Source organism: Pseudomonas sp. FG-3G, from assembly GCF_901007645.1.
In the GTDB taxonomy this organism is placed as follows: Bacteria; Pseudomonadota; Gammaproteobacteria; order Pseudomonadales; family Pseudomonadaceae; genus Aquipseudomonas; species Aquipseudomonas rhizophila.
In genome coordinates this window covers 36206-60708 of record NZ_CAAKGZ010000022.1, presented here as the reverse complement: position 1 = coordinate 60708, position 24503 = coordinate 36206, and the positions used below count along the sequence as shown (strand labels likewise).

General features: G+C 59.7%; 27 protein-coding genes. 12 read left to right on the top strand and 15 right to left on the bottom strand.

Translation table 11 applies throughout. The features are described from left to right. Positions 1 to 2: 2 nt before the first annotated feature. The 3 genes from modB to PSEUDOMOFG3G_RS15965 all read right to left on the bottom strand — a co-directional run bounded on the left by modB (position 3) and on the right by PSEUDOMOFG3G_RS15965 (position 2715). Positions 3 to 683, bottom strand: a complete 681-nt coding sequence (gene modB, locus PSEUDOMOFG3G_RS15975; RefSeq protein WP_047227648.1) for a molybdate ABC transporter permease subunit — start codon at positions 681 to 683, stop codon at positions 3 to 5. Next, entirely contained in the window at positions 684 to 1436 is a 753-nt protein-coding gene (modA, locus tag PSEUDOMOFG3G_RS15970) for a molybdate ABC transporter substrate-binding protein (RefSeq protein ID WP_139050586.1), read from the bottom strand. A 205-nt stretch (positions 1437 to 1641) separates the two neighbouring features. After that, a complete protein-coding gene (locus PSEUDOMOFG3G_RS15965) occupies positions 1642 to 2715 on the bottom strand; it encodes a nitronate monooxygenase family protein (protein ID WP_139050585.1) in 1074 nt (357 codons plus the stop codon). A 148-nt stretch (positions 2716 to 2863) separates the two neighbouring features. On the opposite strand from PSEUDOMOFG3G_RS15965, the gene PSEUDOMOFG3G_RS15960 reads away from it, so the two are divergent. Then, positions 2864 to 3352, top strand: a complete 489-nt coding sequence (locus tag PSEUDOMOFG3G_RS15960) for a GyrI-like domain-containing protein (protein WP_047227645.1) — start codon at positions 2864 to 2866, stop codon at positions 3350 to 3352. On the opposite strand, the gene ada is transcribed toward PSEUDOMOFG3G_RS15960, so the two are convergent. The 3 genes from ada to PSEUDOMOFG3G_RS15945 form a co-directional block, all read right to left on the bottom strand. Next, positions 3316 to 4389, bottom strand: a complete 1074-nt coding sequence (gene ada, locus PSEUDOMOFG3G_RS15955) for a bifunctional DNA-binding transcriptional regulator/O6-methylguanine-DNA methyltransferase Ada (protein ID WP_047227644.1) — start codon at positions 4387 to 4389, stop codon at positions 3316 to 3318. The genes PSEUDOMOFG3G_RS15960 and ada overlap by 37 nt on opposite strands. A gap of 88 nt (positions 4390 to 4477) precedes the next feature. Beyond that, positions 4478 to 5158 carry a DNA oxidative demethylase AlkB gene (gene alkB / locus PSEUDOMOFG3G_RS15950; RefSeq protein WP_373685086.1) on the bottom strand — a complete coding sequence of 227 codons (681 nt, stop codon included), beginning with the start codon at positions 5156 to 5158 and terminating at the stop codon, positions 4478 to 4480. Further along, positions 5145 to 5873: a 2OG-Fe(II) oxygenase gene (locus tag PSEUDOMOFG3G_RS15945; RefSeq protein WP_139050584.1), complete on the bottom strand. Its 729-nt coding sequence runs from the start codon at positions 5871 to 5873 to the stop codon at positions 5145 to 5147. The genes alkB and PSEUDOMOFG3G_RS15945 overlap by 14 nt, the downstream gene beginning before the upstream one ends. A gap of 236 nt (positions 5874 to 6109) precedes the next feature. Here PSEUDOMOFG3G_RS15945 and PSEUDOMOFG3G_RS15940 point away from each other — a divergent pair, with 236 nt between their 5' ends. After that, positions 6110 to 7552, top strand: coding sequence for a hypothetical protein (locus PSEUDOMOFG3G_RS15940; protein ID WP_139050583.1), 1443 nt, complete (start codon positions 6110 to 6112; stop codon positions 7550 to 7552). Positions 7553 to 7694: 142 nt separating this feature from the next. Continuing rightward, entirely contained in the window at positions 7695 to 8948 is a 1254-nt protein-coding gene (locus PSEUDOMOFG3G_RS15935) for a hypothetical protein (RefSeq protein WP_139050582.1), read from the top strand. A 201-nt stretch (positions 8949 to 9149) separates the two neighbouring features. Here PSEUDOMOFG3G_RS15935 and PSEUDOMOFG3G_RS15930 read toward each other — a convergent pair whose 3' ends face one another. After that, on the bottom strand, positions 9150 to 9320 hold the full coding sequence (locus tag PSEUDOMOFG3G_RS15930) for a hypothetical protein (protein ID WP_171061392.1): 171 nt from the start codon (positions 9318 to 9320) through the stop codon (positions 9150 to 9152). Between the two features lie 27 nt (positions 9321 to 9347). Beyond that, entirely contained in the window at positions 9348 to 9650 is a 303-nt protein-coding gene (locus PSEUDOMOFG3G_RS15925; RefSeq protein ID WP_003182962.1) for a DUF1883 domain-containing protein, read from the bottom strand. Between the two features lie 199 nt (positions 9651 to 9849). On the opposite strand from PSEUDOMOFG3G_RS15925, the gene PSEUDOMOFG3G_RS15920 reads away from it, so the two are divergent. Together PSEUDOMOFG3G_RS15920 and PSEUDOMOFG3G_RS15915 are read left to right on the top strand one after the other, a co-directional pair. Continuing rightward, complete coding sequence (locus PSEUDOMOFG3G_RS15920) at positions 9850 to 10200, top strand: hypothetical protein (protein WP_139050581.1); 351 nt, start codon at positions 9850 to 9852, stop codon at positions 10198 to 10200. A 109-nt stretch (positions 10201 to 10309) separates the two neighbouring features. Next, a complete protein-coding gene (locus PSEUDOMOFG3G_RS15915) occupies positions 10310 to 10540 on the top strand; it encodes a hypothetical protein (protein WP_047227641.1) in 231 nt (76 codons plus the stop codon). Between the two features lie 16 nt (positions 10541 to 10556). Here the strand turns inward: PSEUDOMOFG3G_RS15915 and PSEUDOMOFG3G_RS15910 are convergent, their stop codons facing one another. Together PSEUDOMOFG3G_RS15910 and PSEUDOMOFG3G_RS15905 are read right to left on the bottom strand one after the other, a co-directional pair. Next, complete coding sequence (locus PSEUDOMOFG3G_RS15910; RefSeq protein WP_047227640.1) at positions 10557 to 10838, bottom strand: hypothetical protein; 282 nt, start codon at positions 10836 to 10838, stop codon at positions 10557 to 10559. A 116-nt stretch (positions 10839 to 10954) separates the two neighbouring features. Beyond that, on the bottom strand, positions 10955 to 11170 hold the full coding sequence (locus PSEUDOMOFG3G_RS15905; protein WP_047227639.1) for a hypothetical protein: 216 nt from the start codon (positions 11168 to 11170) through the stop codon (positions 10955 to 10957). A gap of 233 nt (positions 11171 to 11403) precedes the next feature. On the opposite strand from PSEUDOMOFG3G_RS15905, the gene galU reads away from it, so the two are divergent. The 4 genes from galU to ahpF all read left to right on the top strand — a co-directional run bounded on the left by galU (position 11404) and on the right by ahpF (position 16335). Continuing rightward, entirely contained in the window at positions 11404 to 12243 is an 840-nt protein-coding gene (gene galU, locus PSEUDOMOFG3G_RS15900; RefSeq protein WP_047227638.1) for a UTP--glucose-1-phosphate uridylyltransferase GalU, read from the top strand. A 305-nt stretch (positions 12244 to 12548) separates the two neighbouring features. Continuing rightward, positions 12549 to 13907: a glutathione-disulfide reductase gene (gene gorA / locus PSEUDOMOFG3G_RS15895; RefSeq protein WP_139050580.1), complete on the top strand. Its 1359-nt coding sequence runs from the start codon at positions 12549 to 12551 to the stop codon at positions 13905 to 13907. Positions 13908 to 14084: 177 nt separating this feature from the next. After that, a complete protein-coding gene (ahpC, locus tag PSEUDOMOFG3G_RS15890; protein WP_047227636.1) occupies positions 14085 to 14648 on the top strand; it encodes an alkyl hydroperoxide reductase subunit C in 564 nt (187 codons plus the stop codon). A gap of 124 nt (positions 14649 to 14772) precedes the next feature. Further along, a complete protein-coding gene (ahpF, locus tag PSEUDOMOFG3G_RS15885; protein WP_076385334.1) occupies positions 14773 to 16335 on the top strand; it encodes an alkyl hydroperoxide reductase subunit F in 1563 nt (520 codons plus the stop codon). A gap of 197 nt (positions 16336 to 16532) precedes the next feature. Here the strand turns inward: ahpF and gloA are convergent, their stop codons facing one another. Further along, entirely contained in the window at positions 16533 to 17054 is a 522-nt protein-coding gene (gloA, locus tag PSEUDOMOFG3G_RS15880; protein WP_047227634.1) for a lactoylglutathione lyase, read from the bottom strand. Between the two features lie 191 nt (positions 17055 to 17245). Here gloA and PSEUDOMOFG3G_RS15875 point away from each other — a divergent pair, with 191 nt between their 5' ends. Beyond that, positions 17246 to 17782: a DUF4946 domain-containing protein gene (locus tag PSEUDOMOFG3G_RS15875; RefSeq protein WP_047227633.1), complete on the top strand. Its 537-nt coding sequence runs from the start codon at positions 17246 to 17248 to the stop codon at positions 17780 to 17782. 91 nt (positions 17783 to 17873) lie between these two features. Here the strand turns inward: PSEUDOMOFG3G_RS15875 and PSEUDOMOFG3G_RS15870 are convergent, their stop codons facing one another. The 3 genes from PSEUDOMOFG3G_RS15870 to PSEUDOMOFG3G_RS15860 form a co-directional block, all read right to left on the bottom strand. Continuing rightward, entirely contained in the window at positions 17874 to 18239 is a 366-nt protein-coding gene (locus PSEUDOMOFG3G_RS15870) for a histone-like nucleoid-structuring protein, MvaT/MvaU family (RefSeq protein ID WP_047227632.1), read from the bottom strand. Between the two features lie 186 nt (positions 18240 to 18425). Continuing rightward, a complete protein-coding gene (locus PSEUDOMOFG3G_RS15865) occupies positions 18426 to 20006 on the bottom strand; it encodes an EAL domain-containing protein (protein ID WP_139050579.1) in 1581 nt (526 codons plus the stop codon). Between the two features lie 58 nt (positions 20007 to 20064). Beyond that, positions 20065 to 20931: a LysR family transcriptional regulator gene (locus PSEUDOMOFG3G_RS15860; protein ID WP_076385324.1), complete on the bottom strand. Its 867-nt coding sequence runs from the start codon at positions 20929 to 20931 to the stop codon at positions 20065 to 20067. Positions 20932 to 21119: 188 nt separating this feature from the next. On the opposite strand from PSEUDOMOFG3G_RS15860, the gene PSEUDOMOFG3G_RS15855 reads away from it, so the two are divergent. Further along, the gene (locus PSEUDOMOFG3G_RS15855; protein ID WP_139050578.1) at positions 21120 to 22064 is read left to right on the top strand and encodes a DMT family transporter; all 945 of its coding nucleotides are present in this window, start codon (positions 21120 to 21122) and stop codon (positions 22062 to 22064) included. 249 nt (positions 22065 to 22313) lie between these two features. Beyond that, the gene (gene hppD / locus PSEUDOMOFG3G_RS15850; protein WP_047227629.1) at positions 22314 to 23390 is read left to right on the top strand and encodes a 4-hydroxyphenylpyruvate dioxygenase; all 1077 of its coding nucleotides are present in this window, start codon (positions 22314 to 22316) and stop codon (positions 23388 to 23390) included. A gap of 93 nt (positions 23391 to 23483) precedes the next feature. Here the strand turns inward: hppD and rarD are convergent, their stop codons facing one another. Further along, entirely contained in the window at positions 23484 to 24368 is an 885-nt protein-coding gene (rarD, locus tag PSEUDOMOFG3G_RS15845; protein WP_139050620.1) for an EamA family transporter RarD, read from the bottom strand. Positions 24369 to 24503 lie beyond the last annotated feature (135 nt).

Genomic DNA, 24503 nt, shown 5'->3' with positions numbered 1-24503 from the left:
GATCAGCTCCAGCCGGCCCGGGTTCGGCGGCTGGAATACAACGCCAGCAGCACAAGAAATGAAAACACCAGCATTGCCGCCGCCAGCCAATGAGCCTGGGCGTACTCCAGGGCTTCGACATGGTCGTAGATCTGCACCGACACCACCCGGGTCTTTTCGGGGATATTGCCGCCGATCATCAGCACCACGCCGAATTCGCCGACGGTATGGGCGAAGCCGAGGATTGCCGCAGTGATGAAACCGGGGCGGGCCAAGGGCAGGATGACACTGAAAAACGTATCCCAGGGACCCGCCCGCAAAGTGGCCGCCACTTCCAGGGGACGACTGCCGATGGCGGAGAATGCGTTCTGCAATGGCTGCACCACAAACGGCATGGAGTAGATCACCGAGCCGATCACCAGCCCGGTGAAACTGAAGGTGAGGGTGCCCAGCCCGACGGCCTGGGTGAATTGGCCGATCCAGCCGTTGGGGCCCAGGGCGAGCAACAGGTAAAAGCCGATCACCGTGGGCGGCAGCACCAATGGCAGGGCCACCACCGCGCCCACCGGCCCGCGTAGCCAGGACTGGGTACGTGACAGCCACAGGGCGATGGGCGTGCCGATCAGCAGCAGGATCACCGTGGTCAGCGAGGCCAGTTTCAGGGTCAACCAAATGGCGGCGTAGTCGGCACTGGTCAGTGGCATTTAGGGTTGATAACCGTAGGCTTGGATGATGGCGGTGGCTTTCGGGCCTCTGAGGTAATCCATGAACGCCGAGGCGGCGGCGTTGTTTCGCCCTTTGTTGAGGATCACCGCGTCCTGTTTGATCGGGTCATGCAGCTCGGCGGGGACGATCCATGCCGAACCGCTGGCCACCTTGCCGTCCTTGTACACCTGGGACAAGGCCACGAAGCCGAGTTCTGCGTTGCCGGTTGAAACGAACTGATAAGCCTGGGTGATGTTCTGGCCCTCGACGAGCTTGCCTTTGACTTGCCCGGTCAACCCCAGTTTGTCCAGCACTTGGGTGGCGGCCAAACCGTAGGGCGCGGTTTTCGGGTTGGCGATGGACAGGTGCTGGAAGCCGTTGTCCTTGAGCACCTGGCCCTGGCTGTCGACATAACCGTCCTTGGCCGACCACAGCGCCAGCGTGCCGACCGCATAGGTGAAGCGCGAACCCTTCACGGTGTCGCCTTCGCTTTCGAGCCTGGCCGGGGTGGTGTCGTCGGCGGCGAGGAAGACTTCGAACGGTGCGCCGTTCTTGATCTGGGTGTAGAACTGCCCGGTCGCGCCATAGGCCGCCACCAGCTTGTGGCCAGTGTCTTTCTCGAAGCCTGCGGCGATGGCCTGGACCGGTGCGGTGAAATTGGACGCCACGGCCACCTGCACCTCATCGGCCTGGACGGCGCCAACGCAAAAGAGTGTAGTCAGCAGCAACGGCGCGAAGCGGGTGAGGTACATAAAGGCTCCGAAAGGTCGGTTTCGCTATATACGGAAATATATAGCGAATGGCCGATAAACGGAATGCGGCATTTTGCGGACGTTGGCGTGAGAGGGCTGCCGCCATCGCGAGCAAGCTCGCTCCCACATGGGTTCTGGTGTGGCAGCAAGATGTGTGTTCGCCACGGATCCCCTGTGGGAGCGAGCCTGCTCGCGATGACGACCGTCAGGACCGCCCACGGCCGTTCAGTTGGGCCAGCGCCTCCTGGGCCAGTTGTCGGGTCAGCTCCGCGGTCGACAACTCCCGACCCAGGGGGAATGCCTGGCCGGCCCACAGGTTGCTGAAGTCTGCTTCATCCTTGGCGCGCAACGGCAGCAACGCACCGCCAGCCAGGGGGAATGCCGGCGCTATCGGACTCATCGGCCCGATCTCGCGCATCACCCGGTTGACGATGCCCCGGGCCGGGCGGCCGGTGAACAGGTTGGTGACTGCGGTTTGGCTTTCCTTGGCCGTGCGCAGCGCCCGGTGATGGGCCGCGCTGATCTTCGCCTCGGGGGTGAACAGATAGGCGCTGCCCAGTTGCACCGCCGATGCGCCCAGAGCAAACGCTGCGACGATACCCCGCGCATCGCCAATACCGCCCGCAGCGATCACCGGCACGCTCACCGCATCCACCACCTGGGGCAGCAAGGCAAACAGGCCGACCTGGGTGTTGAGGTCGTCGCTGAGGAACATCCCGCGATGGCCGCCGGCTTCATAGCCCATGGCGATGATTGCGTCACAACCGTGCTGTTCCAGCCAGATGGCTTCCTCGACGGTGGTGGCCGACGACAGGACTTTAGCACCGGTGGCTTTCACCCGATCCAGCAGGGACTTCTCCGGCAGGCCGAAGTGGAAGCTGACCACTTCAGGACGCATCTGCTCCAGCACCCGGCAGGCTGCATCATCGAACGGCGTGCGGTTGGACACCGGCGTCGGCGCGTCGAAGTCAGCGCCCAGTTCTTCGTAGTAGGGCTTGAGGTGCTGCTTCCAGGCCTCGGCGCGCGGCTCGTCGAGCACGGGTGGCTGGTGACAGAAAAAATTCACGTTGAACGGCTTGTCGGTCTGTTCGCTGATCGTCGTCAGCGCCTGGCGCAACTGCTCGACATCCAGCATCGCCGCCGGCATCGAACCCAGCCCGCCGGCATTGCAGGCAGCGATCACCATGGCCGGCCCCGTCACTCCGGCCATCGGCCCCTGGATGATGGGTAGCTCGATGCCAAGCAGGTCAAGAATGCGAGTGTCTGGCCACTGGCTCATGTACGGGTCTCCGACGGCAGAGGAAAATAGCGTTTTTAGCAGGTGTGGCCCGGCCAGGGCCAGTCGAGTTTTTCAATCGGATGCGGCAACTTGATCCCGACGGCCAGCGGGTTACCATGCGCGCTTCATTTCTCAAGGAGCCTGACCCATGGACGTCAAACTCAAGGCAGTCGAACCCTTTACCGTGGCCGGCCTGCAGGTACACACGCGCAACGCTGACGAACAGCAGTCCGACACGGCACGGATCGGCCCGATGTGGCAGCAATTCTTCAACGAAGGGTTGTTCGACAAGATCCCCGCCAGGCAGTCGGAATCGTTTGTCTACGGGGTCTATTCCAACTATGAATCCGACGCCACCGGCTACTTTGATGTGACGGCCGGGGTGCAGGTGGATGCGACCAGCGCAGGCTACCCCGCCGTGGACATCGAAGGTGGGGATTACCTGGTGTTTTCGGCCAAGGGACCGATGCCCGATTGCGTGATCCAGACCTGGGGCCTGATCTGGGCATATTTCGCGGACAACCCGCAGACGTTGCGCCGCTTCACCACCGATTTCGAGGTCTACAGCGGCCCCGACTCGGTGGCGATCTACATCGGCGTTCAGTCCGCGGACGAGCGCTCCAGCGCCAGCAACTGACGCTTGCGCTCCACGCCCCAGCGATAGCCTGACAGGTTGCCGTCGCTGCGCACCACCCGGTGGCAAGGGATCGCCACCGCCAGGCTGTTGGCCCCGCAGGCCTGGGCCACGGCGCGCACGGCTTTAGGCATGCCGATGCGCTGGGCGATCTCGGCATAGCTGGCGGTGCTGCCCGGCGGAATATCCCGCAGGGCCTGCCAGACCCGTTCCTGGAAAGCCGTGCCTTGCAGGTCCAGCGGCAGGTCCAGGCCCAGGGCCGGTGCCTCGATAAAGCCCACCACCTGGGCGATCAATTGCTCGAATTCGCGGTCGGCACCGATCAGGTTGGCGCGGCGAAACTTGTCTTGCAGGTCCCGCACCAGCGCGTCCGGATCGTCCCCCAGCAGGATCGCGCACACACCGCGTTCGCTTTGTGCCACCAGAATCGCCCCGAGGGAACATTGGCCGACGGCGAAACGAATGTCGGTGTTCTGCCCGGCGGCGCGATAATCGGCGGGTTTCATGCCCAGCACTTTGTCGGCGGCTTCATAAAAGCGGCTGTTGGAATTGAAGCCGGCGTCGTACAGCGCTTGGGTGATCGATCCACCATCGCTCAGGCGTTCGCGCACCTTGCGCGAGCGGTGGGCGGCGGCATAACCCTTGGGCGTCAGGCCGGTGACGGCCTTGAACACCCGGTGGAAGTGGAAGGGACTCAAGCCTGCGCTTTGCGCCAGTTCATTGAGCCCAGGCAGTTCTTCGGCAGCCTCGATCTGTCGGCAGGCGGCCGCGACCCGGGCCGCTTGTTGGGCGGCGAGCTGGGTCTGGTCCCTGGCCACTCGCTTGCTGGGACGATACCCCGCCGCCTGGGCCTGTTCCGGCGTGTCGAAAAATTCCACGTTCCGCGGATTGGGCAGGCGCGACAGGCTGCTGGGATGGCAATAGATGCCGGTGGTTTTCACGCCATAGACGAATTGCCCGTCGGCGCGCGGATCCCGGGCGAGCACGGCGGCCCAGCGAGGATCCTGTTCAGCGGTGAGGGTGTTCGAAGTGCTGTTCATGGTCGTTATGTCCATTGGCCCGTTTTGGCTAAGGTAGCGAGCCTGTGAGATGGCAACACTCCGGGTCTTGCGGTTGAATTCTGCACGGTTACCCGGCGGTGCGGAACGTCAGGTTGATCCGCTGGGCGCCCAGCTTCGGATGCTGGCCTTGCTTGAGCGGCAGCACGCCGTGATAACGCAACCGGTCCACGGCGCCCCAGACCACGATGTCGCCGTGGAACAGTGGAACGCGCAGACTTTTGTCGCTGCGCTCGAACCCGCCGAACTGGAAGACTGCCGGCAAGCCCAGGGACATGGAGACGATGGGGGCGCTGAGGCAGCGTTCGTTCTTGTCCTGATGCAGCGACATTCGCGCGCCGGGCACGTAACGGTTGATCAGGCAGGCGTCGGGCTCGAAGTGCTCGAAGTGGGCCTGTCGGGCGGCGGCCTGGGCCAGTTCGCGGAACACCGCTGGCATGTCGGGCCAGGGGTCGCCGGTCTGTGGGTCATGGGCCGTGTAGCGATAGCCAGTGCGGTCGGTGGTCCAGCCCAGCGCGCCGCAACTGCTCAAGGCCACTGACATGGTAAAACCGCCAGGCGTGACCATCTGCCGGAACGGCGCGGCCAGCAACACCGCTTCCAGGGCCGGCAGCAAACGTTCGAGCCAGGGCAGGGCGAAACCGCGCAACACAAACGCTTGCTCGCCGATCTGTTCGGTCAGGCCGGGTGTCGTCGGCGTCTCGTCGGCGAACAGGTCCAGCGTGATAGGGGTGTCGTCACTGCGCATCATGAAAAATGATTCCAAGTGTATGCCGGCTACCGCTGTGCACGCGGCTGACGCCATGGCGCATGTTCACCCGATAATAACCGCGAACGCCTTTGACCGGCCGTTGATGCACGGCAAATACCAGCGCATCGCCCTGTTTCAGATCGATAACCTGCGCACGTGACTGCATGCGCGGACGCTGCTCCGTGAGAACGAACTCGCCGCCGGTAAAGTCCTGGCCCGGTTCCGACAGCAGAATCGCCACCTGCAACGGGAATACGTGCTCGCCGTACAGGTCCTGATGCAGGCAGTTGTAGTCCTGCGGGCCGTATTGCAGCAACAACGGCGTAGGACGCCGTTGCCCGGCGGTGTGACAGCGTTCAATGAAAGCCGGATGCTCGTAGGGGTAGCGCACCTCAAGGCCCATGCATTCGTTCCAGCGATTGGCCAGCGGCACCAGCGCCGGGTACAACGACTGTCGCAATTGCTCGACGACATCGGGCAGCGGATAGCGAAAATACTGATACTCCCCGCGCCCGAATCCGTGGCGGGCCATGATCACCTTCGAACGGAAAAGGTTGGGTTCGGCGTATAGGCCACTGAGCATCCTGCATTGCTCGGCCGTAAGCAGGTTGCGGATGATTGCGCTGCCGTCCTGGTCGAGGTTTTGTTCCAGGGAGGGCCAGTCGAGGGTGTTTACGCGCTGGGCCAGCGAGAGTGTGTGCGGGGTAGGGGGCATGATCGCAACCTTGGCAGAGAGGAAGGAGCAGTCTGGCAAGCGCCCGGGCGGTCGCCACTCCGGGGCTTGCGGTCAATGTCTGTCGAAGGGGCTGGCGATCTTGCGCGGAAGCCAAGCACAGGCTTGCATCCGACCAGTGACCTCTTTTTTCATTGCCACCTGTAACTTCTGACAGTAGCCAATTCCCTTTTCACGGTGCCCAATAACGTTATCGTTAATCCTGACCGGAGTTCGCCATGACTCGTCCCCCATCTGAAGCTCCCAACGACGGCAGCATCGCCGCGGACTCCACTGTTGAAATATCCGATAATGGCGACTCCAAGGGTACGTTCACCGCCACCAATGGCACCTGGACCACTACTCCCATTAGCGTGGCGCCCGGTGCTCACAGTTTTACTGCCCAAGCCAAATACGGCAGCGAGCCTGTGTCAGCGGCGCGAACCTTTAATGTCATTACCCTGACCGATCAGCATAAACCGTATATCCAGCAAGCCGAGAACAATGGCAGTGGCATGACGCTTGATCTGGGCACTTTTTCCGGTGATGCAACGGTCAAGGCTATCGCCTGGCCGGGTATCGCGCTTGGGCAGAAAGTCTGGTTGAGCTGCCGCGGCAAAAAGACCAATGGTGATGATCATGTCATCACCCTTTACACAGCGTGGCCCGTTGGTGATCCGGAGCTGACTGTTGGACTTTCCAGAACGCTGGCGCGCGCGGATCTGGAATTACTGGGGGATAACACTGGGTTGACGGTGGAGCTCAAGGTCCAGTTCAACGGTTCCACCGTGGAAGATGGCGCCGCTGTCTTCCCGCTCCGGACTTATGCGATCAAGACGGTGGAGGTGGTTGCGCCAACCCTCATCGATATCACCGACTCCAAGGGGACTGTGGTTGACGGGACAACGACCGAGACCAGCGTGACCGTTACCGGTACGGGCAGCAAAGGCCAGCAGATTCAGTTGATGGACGGTAATAGCGCTATTGGCGATGCTGTTGATATTCCCGCCAACACTACAACTTGGGACACCACGCTTACCGGGCTGGACGCCAAGGCCTATAGCCTGAAGGCCAAGGCCCTCTACGGTAGCGGTCAGGAGTCGGCGGTAAAAGGCTTCACCGTAGTGAGACCCATAACGATAGATCCGACACAGATGGTCCTGTCCACCTGGACCTTCTTGAGCAGTACGGGAGCCGTGCCGCCCAATCCTTACGAGGGCGCATATGGTTATCGCCAGCCCACCGGCGGCGTGCCTCCTTATCAATACAGCTCAAGCGCTCCTAATATTGCCCATGTTGATGTGAATACCGGAAAAGTCACTTCCTTTGGCAACGGTGCAGCCATCATTTACGCCGTGGATAAGAACGGTGAGCACGCGTCCTATCCGGTTGCTGTATCCAATGTGTTCGTGGCCTTCGGGACGGGCATTAATGGCACCTATAAGCAGTGTAGCGCTGCGGCGAGCGCTCAAGGGGGACGGATTCCGACACGCGATGAATGGCATCGAATGAGGCTGGACTACAACGGTCTCCCCGGCGTCAGTCCCAATTGGACATGGTCATCGACTACGTGGGGCATTGCCTATATGTACGGTATCCAAACCGAGACAGGCGCGGAAATGGCACTTGAATATGTGTTGGGTAATAGTCGGGCGGATGGCTTTGGCATTAGAGCGAAATAGCGTTTGTTTCGTGTCGATCAGGCGGTTCATCCGTTCGTCTTAAATCTATGCATACCTGTTAGTTCTGACAGTAGCCAGCACCCATATTTCGGAGGTCTGATAACCCCACAGTCCAGTGCTTCAGAACAAGGGGAATCCGATCATGACCGATTCATCAACACCCGCCGTCCAACCCAGAGTACTGGACGACCCTTTGCTGCCCGATGCCACGGATCCCGTCGTAGGCGGCGATTTCGGCATTCCCAAACGTATTTATGATGAAGCACCCCGCGGTTGCAAAGTGGTGGTTGATGCTTTGGTCGGTCAAGTGGGCGGCGAGAGGATTTCGCTCAACTTGAACGGCATCGAGGATCTGGACAGCGGATACACGCAGGGCCCCCATGACTCGGTCGAGTTGCATCTCCCACCCGGGTTTCTGTTGCATAACGCGGTCAATCGACTGACTTACACCGTGGCAAGTCGTGGCGGAGCCCCTGAAACCTCCACGCCTCCACTGGAGCTGTTGTACAACCTGATCCGCCCCGGTAACGTGGATCGGTCGCCGGGCGAGCCTGGGCATTCCGAGCTGGTGTTGTTGCTACCGGACGAAATCAAGAATGGTGTAGGCCCGGGCTTCACCAGGGCGACGGTGTGCGTGAGTTACCCGTATTGCCGGGCCTACGACACCATTCGCCTCAATTGCAACGGCAAGGAGCTGACTCGCAGGGTACTGGAAACCGAGGCGCCCGAGCCGCCGGACCATGGCTCGCCGACACCGACCACGATTTGTTTCGATGTCACCAGCGCCGACCTGGGCGCTGACCATCCCGAATTTGTATTCTCCTTCACGGTTACCGACCAGCTGGGCAACACCCCCGATCTCAATTCACCGTATTCGGCCGAACAGCTCGTGGACGTGGACCAGGCCGGCAGCAGGCTGCCGATGCCGATCCTGCGGGAAGTTCTCACCGATACCGGTGATGACCCGAGCATCATCGATCTCGACAAACTGGGTACCAATCCTTTGCTGTTCGTGGTCTTGACCGCCGACCCGCGTATTCTGCCCGGAGACTCGATCGAGGGGACATACGTGGTGAGGGTAGCGGGCCAACCGAATATCACGGTGCCGGTGTCGGGCACCGTTGAAACGGATGGTTTCGGGCAGAAGCAGGTGTGCATTCTGGAGGTCCCTAACGACAAGGTCATTGCCGGGAGTTCGGTGCAAGCGTCGTACAGGGTGTTCAGGGGTATTCCGTTGGTGGGTTCTTCAAGAACCGCATTTGCGACCGTCATTGGCCAGGGCGCTCCCGATGTTGAACCGGTCATCACCCGGATAGAGGACTCCAAAGGCAATGAGATCCCAGAGGGTGGGATCACCGTCGATACCCTCGTGAAGCTTACCGGTACTGCTCGCTAAGGTCGCAAATGGGGTGAGGGCGCTTGCGGTTTTACGTCTGATGCGCTGCCGGGGGGAGCAAGCGTCATAAGGACGTTCTGTGGCGAGGGGATTTATCCCCGTTGGGCCGCGAAGCGGCCCCAGACCTGCTGCGCAGCCGAGCGGGGCGGTGCGACGTTTCGATAAATCCCCTCGCCACATACACCGGGGGAGCGCAGCTTGTTAAAGCGCTTTGCTGACTTTGACATCGCTGATCACATCATCGGTCTGGCCATGCATCGCCTGCAGCGCTGCCATGGCTTCGTCCACTGTGCCGGTCTCCAGTTGCGCGAATTCGAAGCGGCGTTCGCCGTTGAGCTTGTAATTGATGACGTATTTGGTTGTCTGGGCCACGGTTTTGCCTGTCTTGAAGGGCGATGCTCAGCTCAGTTTCGAGCTGGAACGCCGGATGATTTTGATTTTGTGGGTCAGGGTCGGCTTGCGCGTGACGCTGATGGCACGGCGGTTGACGGTGTCGATGGTGATGTTCCAGAAACCGGTGCTCGGTGCGGTGATCCTGGCCGGGAACGTGTCGAACGCGCCGCCGTGATAAGTGTGCCGGCCGCCGTTCTTGAAGCTGCGGAAGTTGGCGTCGTTCATCAAGCGGATGTTGCACATTTGAGAGCATTCGATGACGACGATATCGTCTTCGTTGAGGTGTTCGCGCTGGTGTATGAATTTCATGGGCGCCTCCAGAAGGGCTTTTTCTACCAAATCAAAACGATAGCAAGGTCAATGCTGCGCAGTTTATCAGCACCGGATGCTAATATCCGGCCTGCGCCCCACGCTTTGTTCATTTATCGCAGGATGCGCAAAAAAAGACGCAGGACGCTGGAGAAAAGCAGCGTTTGCATTGTCGGAGGATCTTTATCGGAGGAATCATATGAAGCGCAGCGTGTGGGTGTTGGCATTGGCCATGAGTGGATGTGCATCGGTATCGGACATCAACCAGACGCCGCCCACCATGAATGTCATCTCCGGAAAGAAACCTCAGGAATATGCCAAGTGCGTCGCTGACAAGCTGGCCAGCACCCGTGGTCCGCTGCAAATGGAACCTCACAAGAATGGCGTGCGCTTGATCGTCCCCGGCAAGTTGTCGACGCTGCCGGCGGCGGTGTTCGACATTGACGAGCGCTCCAGTGGCAGCAGCATCAAGCTGCACGAAAGCCTGTCCAACGTGCCCGTGCGTCCGGGTGATGTGCAGGATGCGGCCAACGCCTGCATTTCCGGTTGAGCCCGGGCTCGGCCTGACGAGCAGGCCGGGCATCGGATAAACTGCTGCCCTCGACAATAAATGCCGCCACGGTCGACGTTGGCGGCATTGTCATTTATGGAGTCAGTCGATGAAGCGCGAGCAGGTGCGTGAGCGCCATGCAGAAGGTCTTATCTGCGCCACCCATGTGATTCAGAACCCGGCGACCCCGGGGGAGTGGATCGTCTTTTTCAAGAAAAGCGCAGGACGCAGCTTTTTTCTGGTGGACGACCAGGACGAAGTTGAATCCTTCAGCCGCCTCGATGACCTGATCGAGATCATCCGCGGCCTGGGGATCAAGTTCGCCGAGATCCACATCTGAGAGTCAGACCACGGGTTTATTTACACACCACCAGGACGCTGCGGCTGGTGAAGTTGCCGACATCCACACCCAGGGTCTTGTCGCTTTCCTTGGCTTGCGGCGTGCCATCGGTACCCACGATGCGGTAGCCGGTGCCGGCACAGGAGGCGTCAGCCTTTTCATAACAGGTGGCCCAGGAGTTCGCTTCGCCCGAGCAATCGATGGTCAGGCCTTGTTCGCCGGTGTTCAGGTAGGTTTTTTCGGCTGTGGCACAGCCCGCCAGGGCCAGGACTGCAAACAGCGCCAGAAATTTTTTCATGGAATCGTCATCGAGAAGGAAGGGGCTGGCGCGAGGTTATAGCGAATGGCCATTTCGGTACAGATAAACAAAGCCCCGTTCCATGTCCAGGCGACATTTACTTGAGGCTTGTCTCGTTACTTTTTACGACGGGGGCTGCGCGCTGGAGCCGTTTCACGCTCTTTGGTTGCCGGGGCAGCGCGCTCGTCCTGAAACACGGCGGCCACTTCCACCGCCATCGCTTTGCTGGGCAAGGGGCCGGCGACCTGTTCACCGTGGTAGTTTATGATCCACCACTGACCGTCTTTGTCCTGGCTGACCGAATAACCGTTTGCGTTTTTTGTTGCCGACATCTAACTGCCTCATTGGCGGGATCAAGAGCGCCATGATACGTCAAATGCTCGCAAACAGCGCCCATGAGCGTACAGTGAGACCGCCTGGCCATCGCAATGAAAGATGATTGAACTATCCGCCATTTTTTATTTCTCTATGATGGCATCGGTTGGCCAGCTTGGGCATTGTAAGGTGCCTATGGCCTGATTAGACTGCGCCGAAACTCGTACACACCGCCTTTTCAAGGACTTATATGATCAAGAAATGCTTGTTCCCAGCAGCCGGTTACGGTACTCGCTTCCTGCCAGCGACTAAAGCCATGCCCAAAGAAATGCTGCCGGTGGTGAACAAGCCACTGATCCAGTACGGCGTCGAAGAGGCCCTTGCTGCGGGCTTGACGGAAATCTCCATCGTCACTGGCCGCGGCAAGCGCGCCCTGGAAGACCATTTCGACATCAGCTACGAGCTGGAAAACCAGATCAAGGGCACCGACAAAGAGAAGTACCTGGTCGGCATCCGCAAACTGCTGGACGAATGTTCGTTCTCCTACACCCGCCAGACCGAAATGAAAGGCCTGGGCCACGCGATCCTGACCGGTCGCCCACTGATTGGTGACGAACCTTTCGCCGTGGTCCTGGCGGACGACCTGTGCGTCAACCTCGAAGGCGACGGCGTGTTGACCCAGATGGTCAAGCTGTACAAACAGTTCCGCTGCTCCATCGTGGCTATCCAGGAAGTCGATCCGCAGGAAACCAACAAGTACGGCGTAATCGCCGGCGAAATGATCCGCGACGACATCTACCGCGTCCACAGCATGGTTGAAAAACCAAAGCCTGAAGATGCACCGTCGAACCTGGCGATCATCGGTCGCTACATCCTGACCCCGGACATCTTCGACCTGATCGAACAGACCGAGCCAGGCAAGGGCGGTGAAATCCAGATCACCGACGCCCTGATGAAGCAGGCCCAGAACGGCTGCGTCATGGCCTACAAATTCAAAGGCAAGCGTTTCGACTGCGGTGGCGCCGAAGGCTACATCGACGCGACCAACTTCTGCTTCGAGAACTTCTACAAGACGGGTAAGGCGTACTGATCGCCTGCGCCGCACCTTGAAAAACGCCCCGACTGGTTCGGGGCGTTTTTTTTGTCTGGAAAATGCTCTCACTCCAACAAAACCCCTGTGGGAGCGAGCCTGCTCGCGATGACGCCGGCACATCCAGCATCACCACAAACTGACCCACCGCTATCGCGAGCAGGCTCGCTCCCACAGGTTCTGGCTCAAGTGATCGGTGTTACCCATCTCGCCTGGATTTTTCATTTCCCGCCCCCATAACCATCGCAACGCTGCCTCGCGTGAAAACAGCAGGTATGCTGATGGCCTGCCGAAGGAGATAGAAAATGGCCTACGATTTTGACTTGTATGTGATTGGCGCCGGTTCCGGCGGTGTGCGGGCTGCGCGGTTCGCGGCCGGTTTCGGGGCCAAGGTGGCCGTGGCGGAGAGCCGCTACCTGGGCGGTACCTGCGTGAACGTGGGGTGTGTGCCGAAGAAACTGCTGGTCTACGGTGCGCATTATGCCGAGGACCTCGAGCAAGCGTCGGCCTATGGCTGGACGACGGGAGAAGCGAGTTTCGACTGGGCCACGCTGATTGCCAACAAGGATCGGGAAATCAATCGCCTCAACGGGATATACCGCAACCTGCTGGTCAACAGCGGCGTGGTGTTGCACGAGGGCCACGCCAGGCTCACCGGGCCCCATGAGGTCGAGATCAACGGCCAGCGCTACACCGCCGAACACATCATGATCGCCACGGGCGGCTGGCCGGTGATACCGGACATTCCGGGCCGTGAGCACGCGATCAGCTCCAACGAGGCGTTTTTCCTCAAGGAACTGCCCAAGCGCGTCATCGTGGTGGGCGGTGGCTACATTGCCGTGGAGTTCGCCGGAATCTTCCATGGCATGGGCGCGCAGACGTCGTTGCTGTATCGCGGTGAGCTGTTCCTGCGCGGCTTTGATGGCGCCGTACGCAAGCATCTGGCCGAAGAACTGAGCCGTCGAGGCATGGATCTGCAATTCAACGCGGACATCAAACGCATCGAAAAACTGGACGATGGCAGCCTGGAGGTAGAGCTCAAGGATGGCCGCATACTGGCCACCGATTGCGTGTTCTACGCCACCGGCCGGCGGCCGATGCTCGACAATCTCGGCCTTGAACACACCGGCGTCACGCTGGACGAGAAGGGCTTCGTCAAAGTCAACGAAAAGTACGAGACCGCCGAGCCGTCGATCCTGGCCATCGGCGATGTCATCGGTCGCGTACAACTCACCCCCGTCGCCCTGGCTGAGGGCATGGCGGTGGCGCGGCGACTGTTCAAGCCCGAGCAATATCGCCTGGTGGATTACCGGATGATCCCCACGGCTGTGTTCAGCTTGCCGAATATTGGCACGGTCGGCCTGACTGAAGAGCAAGCCAGGGAGGAGGGGAAGGAAGTCCAGGTGTTCGAAAGCCGCTTCCGCCCGATGAAACTGACCCTCACCGACTGCCAGGAGCGCACGCTGATGAAGCTGGTGGTGGATGCCCGCACGGACAAAGTGCTGGGCTGCCACATGGTCGGGCCGGATGCCGGGGAAATCGTCCAGGGGCTTGCCATCGCGCTCAAGGCTGGCGCCACCAAGCGTGATTTCGACGAGACCATCGGCGTACACCCGACTGCCGCCGAGGAATTCGTCACGATGCGAACTCCCGTAGCGTCCTGATCCTTGGGACTCACCTATGGCGAGCGAGCCCGCTCGCCATATTAGGTTTTCTTCTATCTATTAAGCGGCTGATAGCCAAAACCAATCATTCACATCAGGTTTGCCAATGAGCCTGCCGGGGGATGAGTGGTTAAGATTCACCCCATCAACTTTTCAACCCCTGACGGAGAGTCATCGATGCCTATCATCAACAGCCAAGTTAAACCGTTCAACGCTACCGCTTTCAAAAACGGCGAATTCGTCCAGGTTTCGGATGCCGATCTGAAAGGCAAGTGGTCCGTGGTGTTCTTCTACCCGGCCGACTTCACCTTCGTTTGCCCAACCGAGCTGGAAGACCTGGCCGACAACTACGCTGAATTCAAGAAGCTGGGTGTCGAAATCTACAGCGTCTCCACCGACACTCACTTTGCTCACGCTGCCTGGCACAACACCTCGCCAGCCATTGGCAAGATCCAGTACACCATGATCGGTGACCCGACCCACGTCATCTCCCGCAACTTCGACGTGCTGATCGAAGAAGTTGGCCTGGCTGACCGCGGTACTTTCGTGATCAACCCTGAAGGTCAGATCAAGATCGTTGAAATCAACGACGGTGGTGTAGGCCGTGACGCTTCCGAGCTGCTGCGCAAGGTCAAGGCTGCTCAGTACGTTGCTGCTCACCCGGGCGAAGTCTGCCCAGCCAAGTGGAAAGAAGGCGAGGCCACTCTGGCTCCGTCCCTGGACCTGGTCGGCAAGATCTAAGTCTGTGAGTCATCCGAGGGCGATCCGCTCTTAATCAAGCAAGCCGCTTCGCCCCAAAAAACGCCCGGGCGAGATTCGCTCGGGCGTTGTTTTTTCTGAAATTCAAAAAATGGAAATCGCCCGTATGTTGGACGCCAATCTTAAAGCTCAGTTGAAGTCATACCTGGAACGGGTCACCCAGCCGATCGAGATCGTCGCCTCCCTCGACGACGGTGCGAAATCCCAGGAAATGCTCGCGTTACTCAAAGACGTTGCCAGTCTGTGTGACCAGATTACCTTGCTCGACAACGGCACCGATGCGCGTAAGCCTTCGTTTTCGTTGAATCGCCCAGGAGCCGATATCAGCTTGCGTTTTGCCGGTATCCCCATGGGCCACGAATTCACTTCGCTGGTGTTGGCCTTGCTGCAAGTCGGCGGTCATCCTTCCAAGGCCAGTGTCGAAGTCATCGAACAGATTCGCTCCCTTGAAGGCGAGTTCAACTTCGAGACCTATTTCTCGCTGTCCTGCCAGAACTGCCCGGACGTGGTCCAGGCGCTGAACCTGATGGCGGTGCTGAACCCGAATATCCGCCACGTCGCCATCGACGGCGCGCTGTTCCAGGCCGAGGTCGACGAACGCCAGATCATGGCCGTGCCGAGTGTTTATCTCAATGGCGTGAACTTTGGCCAGGGCCGCATGGGCCTGGAAGAAATCCTCGCCAAGATCGACACCAGTGGTATCGAGCGCCAGGCTGAGAAGATCAGCGCCAAGCAGGCTTTTGATGTGCTGGTGGTGGGCGGTGGCCCAGCCGGCGCGTCGGCGGCCATCTATGCGGCCCGCAAGGGCATCCGCACCGGTGTCGCGGCTGAGCGCTTCGGCGGTCAGGTGCTCGACACCATGGCCATCGAGAACTTCATCTCGGTGCAGGAAACCGAAGGGCCGAAATTGGCCGTCGCCCTGGAAGAGCACGTCAAGCAGTACGACGTGGACATCATGAACCTGCAACGCGCCGATGCATTGGTGCCAGGCAAGGATGGCGCGCTGCACGAAATCAAATTCGCCAGTGGTGCGAGCCTCAAGGCCAAGACCGTGATTCTGGCGACCGGTGCGCGCTGGCGCGAAATGAACGTGCCGGGCGAGCAGCAATACCGCAACAAGGGCGTGGCGTACTGCCCGCACTGCGACGGCCCGCTGTTCAAAGGCAAACGCGTGGCAGTGATCGGCGGCGGTAACTCCGGCGTGGAAGCGGCCATTGACCTGGCCGGTATCGTAGCCCACGTCACTTTGTTGGAGTTCGACGTGCAATTGCGTGCCGACGCGGTATTGCAGCGCAAACTGCACAGCCTGCCGAACGTGACCGTGATCACCAACGCCCAGACCACCGAAGTGACGGGCGATGGCCAGAAGGTCAATGGCTTGCGTTACAAAGACCGCCCAAGCGGTGAAGTACGGGACGTGGCGCTGGAAGGGATCTTCGTGCAGATCGGTCTGTTGCCTAACACCGATTGGCTCAAAGGCACCGTCGAGCTGTCGCCACGCGGCGAGATCATTGTCGATGCCCGCGGTGAAACCTCGATCCCGGGTGTGTTCGCCGCCGGTGACGTGACGACTGTTCCGTACAAGCAGATCGTGATCGCCGTAGGCGAGGGGGCCAAGGCTTCGTTGAGCGCCTTTGACCACCTGATCCGTACCTCCGCGCCGGCGTAAACAGATAGCCGATAGCGGGAAAAACAAAACCCCATGAGCCCAGTGCTCATGGGGTTTTGTTTTTTGGATCACGCATTACCCTGTGGGAGCGAGCCTGCTCGCGATAGCAGACTGTCATGCGCTGCCGCTATCGCGAGCAGGCTCGCTCCCACAGGGGGCTGTGGGATTTTTATTGCCCACACACCCTACGGTGGCGCTTACAGCGGCGCAGGCTGGATGATTTCAACCCAGTAGCCATCCGGGTCCTTGATGAATGCCAGGCTTTTCATGCGACCGTCGTTCAGGCGCTTCTGGAAGTCGCAGCCCAACGCTTCGAAGCGCTCGCAAGCGGCCACGATGTCCGGGACCGAGATGCAGATGTGGCCGAACCCGCGTGGGTCAGTGTTGCCGTTGTGGTAGGCGAACGCCGGGTCGCTTTCGGTGCCGTGGTTGTGGGTCAGCTCCAGGATGCCGGGGATGGATTTCATCCATTCGGTGCGCTGTGCAGCGTCGGCCGGAATCTGGCTCTTGTCCACCAAGGCGAGGAAGTACAGGCTGAATTCGGCTTCCGGGAAATCGCGTTTTTCCACCAGGGAAAAACCCAACACCCGGGTGTAGAAATCCAGGGACTTGGTGATGTCCTTGACCCGCAGCATGGTGTGGTTGAAGACGAATTTGGCCGTGGCGGTATCGGGTTGGGCGGTGACGCCAGGGAAAGTGTTGAGTTCGTGCAGGCTCATGGGCCCTCCGGAAAATAAGTGGGGCAAACGGCATCGCAACTTTGCTGCGACGGTCCTGGGCTTGCGCTAAACGGCTTCCTTGCAGGTGCACCCATGATACGCAAGGGGCGCGGCATCGCCAAACGCCTCTGGCTATTGCTTGCCTGGGCGGCGGGCTTCAGACTTTACGAATCGTCCTTGAGTGCAATGCAATGATTCGACCGTTCCTTTCGCTGTTTGTCCTGCTGCTGGCCGCGATGGCAAATGTCGCTGTCCAGGCCGCCGAACCGCAGGTCGCCTGGCCCCCAGGCTGGGTCATCGAACCATTGCCCTCTGATGCTGGCACCTCGTCGGCAGCGCCGGGAACGACCCGGCAACGGGCGACAAAGAGTGATTCAGCGGGCACGGCGGTGATGGTCATGGAACTGACCACGACGCCCATCGAGCCGGGTCATCAAGTCAACTTGCAAGGCGTGTTACTGGAAATGCGCAAATCAATTCAAAAGGACTTTTATCAGAGCGGTTATCAAAGTGTCTGTAATAAGATTCATTCTTCGATGTTGGGCGACGTTGCCGCACTGGAGACCACTTGCACGATCACGCAAAACGGTCGGCACGTGTTATCTCAGACACTCGTCGCTGCACTAAAGGAGGGCAGGGCTAATGTGCTGTCCTATGCGGGGCAGGCTCAGGAGTTTGTAGAAAACCAGGATGAAATACAGTCGGTACGAAATAGCCTGAAACTATAAAGCCCTCGGTATTAGAACTACTTAATCCAGAAATCCTGCCCCATAAAAAACCCTGAGCAGGCTCAGGGTTTTTTTCATTCGGCCAGTTTTCTCAGCTGCGCAACCAGGCGTCAACGGTTTTTGCACCGTACTGTTCTTTCCAGGCTTTCAGGCCTCGATGGTTGCCGCCTTTGGTTTCGATCAGTTCACCTGTGTGCGGGTTCTGGTACACCTTGACCACTCGCGCACGGCGGGTTTTGACAGGCTTGGTCGATGGCAGGCCCCCCTTGGCCGGGTTCGGGTCGAGAATCGCGATGACGTCGCGCAGGCTCTTGCCGTAGGTTTTCATCAGTCCCTGGAGCTTCTCTTCGAATTCGATTTCTTTCTTGAGCCCGGCATCATTCTTCAGCTTTTCCAGCTGCTTGAGCCGCTCTTGAAGGTCCTGTTCTGCTTTACGAAATTCAGCGAGTCTGGACAATATCGTTACTCCAATCAGAATATTTGGCTGATACCAACCGCAAACAAAGCTATAAGCCAAGTGCCTTGAAGCGACTCGGTGATAATGACGCTCCTGCTATTAGCCACAGGTAAAAAAATTGTAGTAGTGAAACCCACGGGTGTAAATCGTAACTTTTTCGTTATGTAACAAGGGATGCGAATTTTATCAGTCCGACTGTGGTTGTCCGTGGAGGGACGTAGCACCAGGGCTTTCAATGACGGACACCGCCGCAATGAAATCAGCGCCACTCATCGGGCGACCAAATAGATAACCCTGCAAAAAGTTCACCCCGTGAGCGGCCAGATAGTTGCTTTGTTCAACGGTTTCGACCCCCTCGGCAACGATACCCAAGTCCAGCTTGCCCGACAGTTCGATGATGCTGTCAAGGATGTGCCGCGACAGGGCATCGACGCCAATCATGGCAACAAAGCTCTGGTCGATTTTCAGGAAGTCCACGTTGAACTGGCGCAAGTAGCCCAGGCTGGAATGACCGGTGCCGAAGTCGTCGATTGCGATCTTCACCCCCAGTTCACGCAGGTGCTGGAACAGCTGGTGAGTGGTGGGTGTCGGTTCGATCAGCTCGCGCTCGGTCAGTTCCAGCACCAAGGTAATGACCCCTGGTGGGAAGGCCTCCAGGAACTCGCGGCAATCTTGCACCAGTTCCAGACTCTGACAATGGCGAGCGGTGATGTTGATGCCGACGTGAAAGGGACTTTCCAGTTGCGGGACCAAGGGCGATAGCAAGCGCATCGTTTGCTGCATCAATGCCCGGGTCATCGGCACGATCAAACCGCTGTGTTCAGCAAAGGGAATGAACAGGTCCGGCCGCACCAGGCCTTCCTTGGGATGGTTCCAGCGCATCAGCACTTCGACCCCGGCCCAACGTTTGCTGTCGCCCTGCACGACCGGTTGCAGATACGGCACGAATTCCCCGGCCTCAAGCGCGCGTTGCAGCTCATGGCTGGGGGATGAGGCGCGTTTTTGCAGCCAATGGCCGAGTGTTCCGCCGATGACACCGAAGAAGATCAGCAGGCTGAACAGCGGCGGATACTCACGGGCCATGTAGCGCCAGATTTCCCCCTCATCGAAGCCGGCTTCAACACTGAAGGCATAGCGCGATGAGGTCAGGTTGCTGCGGGCGACCGGCAGCGCGGGCAGGGGCGCTGGTCGGACCTTCCCGTCCGCGGTCAGCCAGTTTGGCCCGACTTGCAGCAACAACCGGGTTTCGCCGCCGATCAGACGCAAGACATTGGCCAGGTGATAACCGTCCAGCGTTGCCAATGCCCCCTGTTGCCCTTCATTGAGCCGGTAGATCAGCAGCGCGGTGTCGGGGGTGATCGGGTTGCCGTTCATGAGCCACAACGTACCCTGATGGTAGGCGTTCGGATCAAGCGTTTCCTCGAAGGCGCCAAACAGCGAACTGCAATAGAGGATGTTGTCCCACACCAGGTTGGTCGAACGGACGAATGGGCGACGCGTCACCTGTTCGCGCAAGGCCAGTTTCACCGCTTCGCAGGGCTGGCCGGCCAGAGGCAGCAGTTCGCGCGCCGCAAGGGCGGTGTTGTCGAGCATCAGTTCGATCTGCCCGATCAACTCTTCGCTGGTCTGTCGGCTCTGTTGCTCCAGTGTCCGTTCCGCCTGCATGTACAGAATGCCCAGCCCTGACAGTATCGGCAGCACGCCGCAGAGCAGCGTGATCAGGTTGCGACGGGGCCGCTTGCGCAAACGAGTGGCGGTCAATGGCATCTGCATAACCTGTGAGGGCTTGAGGAACAGCTTCGATAGTGTATCCGGTTGCCGGTGATCAGACTGACTGCCTTGCCAGCTCGATAAACGCCAGGGTGGCGGGCGAGGCCTGTCGGCTGTCCAGTACCGCCAGGCCTATCTGACGCGGAACCTGTGGCGACAATGGCCGCGTGACGAACCGTGGGTTGTCGCCGCCCGGCAGTGAACCTTCGGACACCAGGGTCACGGCCTCGCCGCGGCTGACGACATCCAGGGTGCTGAGCAGCTGCGAACAACGATAGCGCACGTTCGGTGTGAGCCGGGCTGCGTTGAACAGGCGCGAAACCAGTTCAGAAGAACCGGCCTCGGTGAGCACGAACGGGTCGTTGCACAGGTCCTTGAGGCTCAGGCTGGCTTGGGCGGCGAGGGGATGGGCGGTGGGCAGCACGGCGACCATCTGGTCTTGCATCAGCGCGAACGTGTCGAAACGGTCTTCGGGCAGCACCACGAAACCGACGTCGATCCGCCGTTCATCCAGCCACTGGATGACTTGCCGGTCCGGCCCTTCGTCGATGTGCACTTCGATCCCCGGATGCAGAGCCCGGTAACGTTGCAGGATGGCGGGCAACAACTTCATCGACGAAGTCGGACCGAACGAGCCGATGCGCAGGGTGCCTCGGCGCATGCCCCGCGCATCGGCGGCTTCCTGGCGCAGGGTATTGGCCAGCCCGAGCATGGCCCGGGCGCGCAGCAGCAACTGCCGGCCAATGTCGCTGGGCTCGATGAGGGTCTGATGACGTCTGAACAGCTCCACGCCCAACTCCTGCTCCAGGGATTTGATGGCGTGGGACACCGCTGACTGGCTGATGCCCAACCGCGTCGCCGCAGCGGTGAAACCGCGTAGCTCGGCAACCTGGGAGAAGATTTCGAGTTGGGTGAGGGTCATGAGGGAATGCTCATTTTACGATGATCAAGCATGAGGCGAACAATAGAGTATCTCAAGCGCACTTTCCTGTGGCGAGGGAGCTTGCTCCCGCTTGAGTGCGCAGCGCTCACAAAAGGGGCCGCTACGCAGCCCAGCGGGAGCAAGCTCCCTCGCCACGGGTAGTCGTTTTATTTCAATGTGGTGAAACCATGAAAACCCTCGAACAATCCGTTCCAGCCCCTTCGGACCTGCCGGTGTACCTGAAACTGGCCATGGTCACCATGATCTGGGGCGGCACCTTCGTTGCCGGCAGGATCCTTTCCGATGCCCTGGCACCGCTGCTCGCTGCCAGCCTGCGGTTTCTGTTGGCCAGTCTCGCGCTGTTGCTGCTTCTCGGCCTGGCCGGGATCCCGCTGGCCAGGCCCAACCTGAAACAAGGGCTGCAATTGGCGGCGCTGGGGTTCTTCGGGATCTTTTTCTACAACCTGTGTTTCTTCTATGGCTTGCAGTACATCAATGCGTCGCGGGCCTCGTTGATCGTGGCCTTGAATCCGGCGGTGATAGGGCTGGCGTCCTGGTGGCTGTTCAAGGAACGGCTGAGCCGGGCGAAAGTTGCGGGCATCGTGCTGTGTATCGGCGGGGCGGGGCTGGTGATCGTCAGTCGCGATCCGTCCTTGCTACAGAGTGCAGGGCAGGGCTGGCTGGGCGATCTGCTGATTTTTGGCTGCGTGCTGGGCTGGGGCGTCTATTCCTTGTTTTCCAAAAAACTGAATGAAAGCCTCGGGCCTTTGCAAACCGTGACCTGGTCGATTCTGCTGGGCACCTTGATGTTGTGGCTAGCTTGCGCGGCCGCAGGCGAAGTTGGCGTTGAAGCATTGCGCGGGCTGGACATTCGGCAATGGTTGAGCTTGCTGTACTTGGGCGTGCTGGGATCGGCGTTGGCCTATATTGCCTGGTACGACGGCATCCGTCGGATTGGCGCGACCCGTTCCGGCGTGTTCATCGCACTTAACCCGTTGACCGCCGTGCTGTTCGGGGCGCTGCTGTTGGACGAGCGGCTCACCGTCTTGATGGGTGTAGGTGCGGGGCTGATCCTGACGGGGATTTTCCTGTGCAACAAACCCCTTGCGCGGTCGCCGCAAAAGACGATTTGATACCGGAGGCGGACAAACGTGGTTACGCTGTGTAGAATCGAGTTACGCATATAAGAATAAACGTCTTCTGGCAGCAGAAGCCTCGCCCGCAAGAGCCTTGGGTCGACAATGAAGATATTCGGGTTTCAACTGATCTACGGCGATTTCCTCGCCCGCACCGTTCGCGGCATTTCCTGCGCGCCACCGCGTGTCCTCAGCATGGCCGGCAACTAACGCTCCGTTAATTGATAAGCATGATGAGGCGCCAACATGGCAGATCTATACGAAAACCCGATGGGCCTGATGGGCTTTGAATTCATCGAATTCGCATCCCCCACACCCAATACCCTGGAGCCGATCTTCGAGATCATGGGCTTCACCAAAGTGGCCAGCCACCGCTCCAAGGACGTGCACCTGTATCGCCAGGGCGCGATCAACCTGATCCTCAACAACGAGCCCCACAGCGTGGCCTCGTACTTCGCCGCCGAACATGGGCCTTCGGTGTGCGGCATGGCATTCCGGGTCAAGGATTCGCAACAGGCCTACAAGCGCGCCCTGGAACTCGGCGCCCAGCCGATTCACATCGAAACCGGTCCGATGGAGCTGAACCTGCCGGCAATCAAAGGCATCGGCGGCGCGCCGCTGTACCTGATCGACCGTTTTGGTGAAGGCAGCTCGATCTACGACATCGACTTCGTGTTCCTCGAAGGCGTTGACCGCAACCCGGTGGGCGCGGGCCTGAAAATCATCGACCACCTGACCCACAACGTGTATCGCGGGCGCATGGCCTATTGGGCCGGCTTCTACGAGAAGCTGTTCAACTTCCGCGAGATCCGTTACTTCGACATCAAGGGCGAATACACCGGCCTGACCTCCAAGGCCATGACCGCCCCGGATGGCATGATCCGCATCCCGCTGAACGAGGAATCGTCCAAGGGCGCCGGGCAGATCGAAGAGTTTCTGATGCAGTTCAACGGTGAAGGCATCCAGCACGTGGCCTTCCTGACCGATGACCTGATCAAGACCTGGGACCAGCTCAAAAGCATCGGCATGCGCTTCATGACCGCGCCGCCGGACACCTACTACGAAATGCTCGAAGGCCGCCTGCCGAACCACGGCGAGCCGGTGGATGAACTGCAAGCGCGGGGCATTTTGCTGGACGGCGCCTCCGAACAGGGCGACAAGCGTCTGCTGTTGCAGATTTTCTCGGAAACCCTGATGGGGCCGGTGTTCTTCGAGTTCATCCAGCGCAAGGGCGACGATGGCTTCGGCGAAGGCAACTTCAAGGCGTTGTTCGAGTCCATCGAGCGTGACCAGGTGCGGCGTGGTGTGTTGGCTACTGAGTAAGAGCTGAGACCAAAAAAAGCCCGCCCGGCAGTGATGTCGGGCGGGCTTTTTATTGCCAATACAGTCCCCCTGTGGGAGCGGGCTGGGTAAGCCTTAAGTCCGGCGTCGCTGGCGCATCAGATGCTTGAACCCTTCGAACACCAGCACTGCCACGGCCAGCCAGATGGGAATGTAGGTCAGCCATTCACTGGCCTGGATGCTTTCTCCCAGCAGCAGGGCAACGCCCAGCAGCAACACCGGTTCGACATAGCTCAACAGCCCGAACAGGCTGAACGGCAGCAACCGGCTGGCAACGATGTAGGCCACCAGCGCCGAAGCACTGATCACCCCGAGCAACGGGATCAGCAGCGACAGCCAAGGGTACTGGTCGAAAACAGCGAAACCCTGCTCCCCACTTTGTACGAACCAGAGCGCCAGCGGCAGCATCAGGGTCATGTCCAGCCACAACCCGCCCAGGTTGTCAGTCCCCAGGCGTTTGCGCAGGATGAAGTAGATCGGATAACCCACCACCACCAACAGTGTTGCCCAGGAAAATCCACCCACCTGGTACAACTCGTTGACCACGCCGAGGGTGGCGAAGAACACGGCGATTTTCTGCAGGTAGGACAGGCGCTCGCCATAGACGAGGCGTCCGGTCAGAACCATCGACAGCGGCAACAAAAAATACCCCAGCGATACGTCCAGGCTGTAGCCGTTGAGGGGCGCCCACATGAACAGCCACAACTGCGCGCCCATCAACGCCGAAGACGCCATGGCACCGAGCAACAGACGCGGCGCGGCGATCAGGCGCCGACCGAGCGCCGTTACCAGGTTCCACTCCTTTGCCACCAGCATGAACACCGTCATGCAGGGCATCGTCAGCAGCATGCGCCAACCGAAGATTTCCACGCCGGTCAGCGGCGAGAGCAGGGAGGTGTAGTAATACATGACGGCGAACAGCACAGAGGCCGAGACCGATAGAACAATGCCTTTGGACACAGTGGTTCTCATGAGGGCGATCATCGACACCCGGACTTGTGACTGGAAAATTTATCTGTGGCGCATGGCCTGTGGGAGCAAGGCTTGCCCGCGATGAACGATAACGCGGTTCAGGCCTTGAACCGCAGCGCGGCC

Coding starts and splice junctions, on each gene's coding strand:
- PSEUDOMOFG3G_RS15865 (WP_139050579.1), bottom strand. CDS start 20,006: ATGCCATTGACCGCCACTCGTTTGCGCAAGCGGCCCCGTCGCAACCTG.
- PSEUDOMOFG3G_RS15940 (WP_139050583.1), top strand. CDS start 6,110: ATGACTCGTCCCCCATCTGAAGCTCCCAACGACGGCAGCATCGCCGCG.
- PSEUDOMOFG3G_RS15960 (WP_047227645.1), top strand. CDS start 2,864: ATGGACGTCAAACTCAAGGCAGTCGAACCCTTTACCGTGGCCGGCCTG.
- ada (WP_047227644.1), bottom strand. CDS start 4,389: ATGAACAGCACTTCGAACACCCTCACCGCTGAACAGGATCCTCGCTGG.
- ahpF (WP_076385334.1), top strand. CDS start 14,773: ATGTTGGACGCCAATCTTAAAGCTCAGTTGAAGTCATACCTGGAACGG.
- PSEUDOMOFG3G_RS15910 (WP_047227640.1), bottom strand. CDS start 10,838: ATGAAAAAATTTCTGGCGCTGTTTGCAGTCCTGGCCCTGGCGGGCTGT.
- alkB (WP_373685086.1), bottom strand. CDS start 5,158: ATGATGCGCAGTGACGACACCCCTATCACGCTGGACCTGTTCGCCGAC.
- hppD (WP_047227629.1), top strand. CDS start 22,314: ATGGCAGATCTATACGAAAACCCGATGGGCCTGATGGGCTTTGAATTC.
- PSEUDOMOFG3G_RS15905 (WP_047227639.1), bottom strand. CDS start 11,170: ATGTCGGCAACAAAAAACGCAAACGGTTATTCGGTCAGCCAGGACAAA.
- PSEUDOMOFG3G_RS15935 (WP_139050582.1), top strand. CDS start 7,695: ATGACCGATTCATCAACACCCGCCGTCCAACCCAGAGTACTGGACGAC.
- PSEUDOMOFG3G_RS15965 (WP_139050585.1), bottom strand. CDS start 2,715: ATGAGCCAGTGGCCAGACACTCGCATTCTTGACCTGCTTGGCATCGAG.
- gloA (WP_047227634.1), bottom strand. CDS start 17,054: ATGAGCCTGCACGAACTCAACACTTTCCCTGGCGTCACCGCCCAACCC.
- PSEUDOMOFG3G_RS15945 (WP_139050584.1), bottom strand. CDS start 5,873: ATGCCCCCTACCCCGCACACACTCTCGCTGGCCCAGCGCGTAAACACC.
- modA (WP_139050586.1), bottom strand. CDS start 1,436: ATGTACCTCACCCGCTTCGCGCCGTTGCTGCTGACTACACTCTTTTGC.
- PSEUDOMOFG3G_RS15915 (WP_047227641.1), top strand. CDS start 10,310: ATGAAGCGCGAGCAGGTGCGTGAGCGCCATGCAGAAGGTCTTATCTGC.
- PSEUDOMOFG3G_RS15855 (WP_139050578.1), top strand. CDS start 21,120: ATGAAAACCCTCGAACAATCCGTTCCAGCCCCTTCGGACCTGCCGGTG.
- PSEUDOMOFG3G_RS15875 (WP_047227633.1), top strand. CDS start 17,246: ATGATTCGACCGTTCCTTTCGCTGTTTGTCCTGCTGCTGGCCGCGATG.
- PSEUDOMOFG3G_RS15860 (WP_076385324.1), bottom strand. CDS start 20,931: ATGACCCTCACCCAACTCGAAATCTTCTCCCAGGTTGCCGAGCTACGC.
- ahpC (WP_047227636.1), top strand. CDS start 14,085: ATGCCTATCATCAACAGCCAAGTTAAACCGTTCAACGCTACCGCTTTC.
- PSEUDOMOFG3G_RS15920 (WP_139050581.1), top strand. CDS start 9,850: ATGAAGCGCAGCGTGTGGGTGTTGGCATTGGCCATGAGTGGATGTGCA.
- galU (WP_047227638.1), top strand. CDS start 11,404: ATGATCAAGAAATGCTTGTTCCCAGCAGCCGGTTACGGTACTCGCTTC.
- PSEUDOMOFG3G_RS15925 (WP_003182962.1), bottom strand. CDS start 9,650: ATGAAATTCATACACCAGCGCGAACACCTCAACGAAGACGATATCGTC.
- gorA (WP_139050580.1), top strand. CDS start 12,549: ATGGCCTACGATTTTGACTTGTATGTGATTGGCGCCGGTTCCGGCGGT.
- modB (WP_047227648.1), bottom strand. CDS start 683: ATGCCACTGACCAGTGCCGACTACGCCGCCATTTGGTTGACCCTGAAA.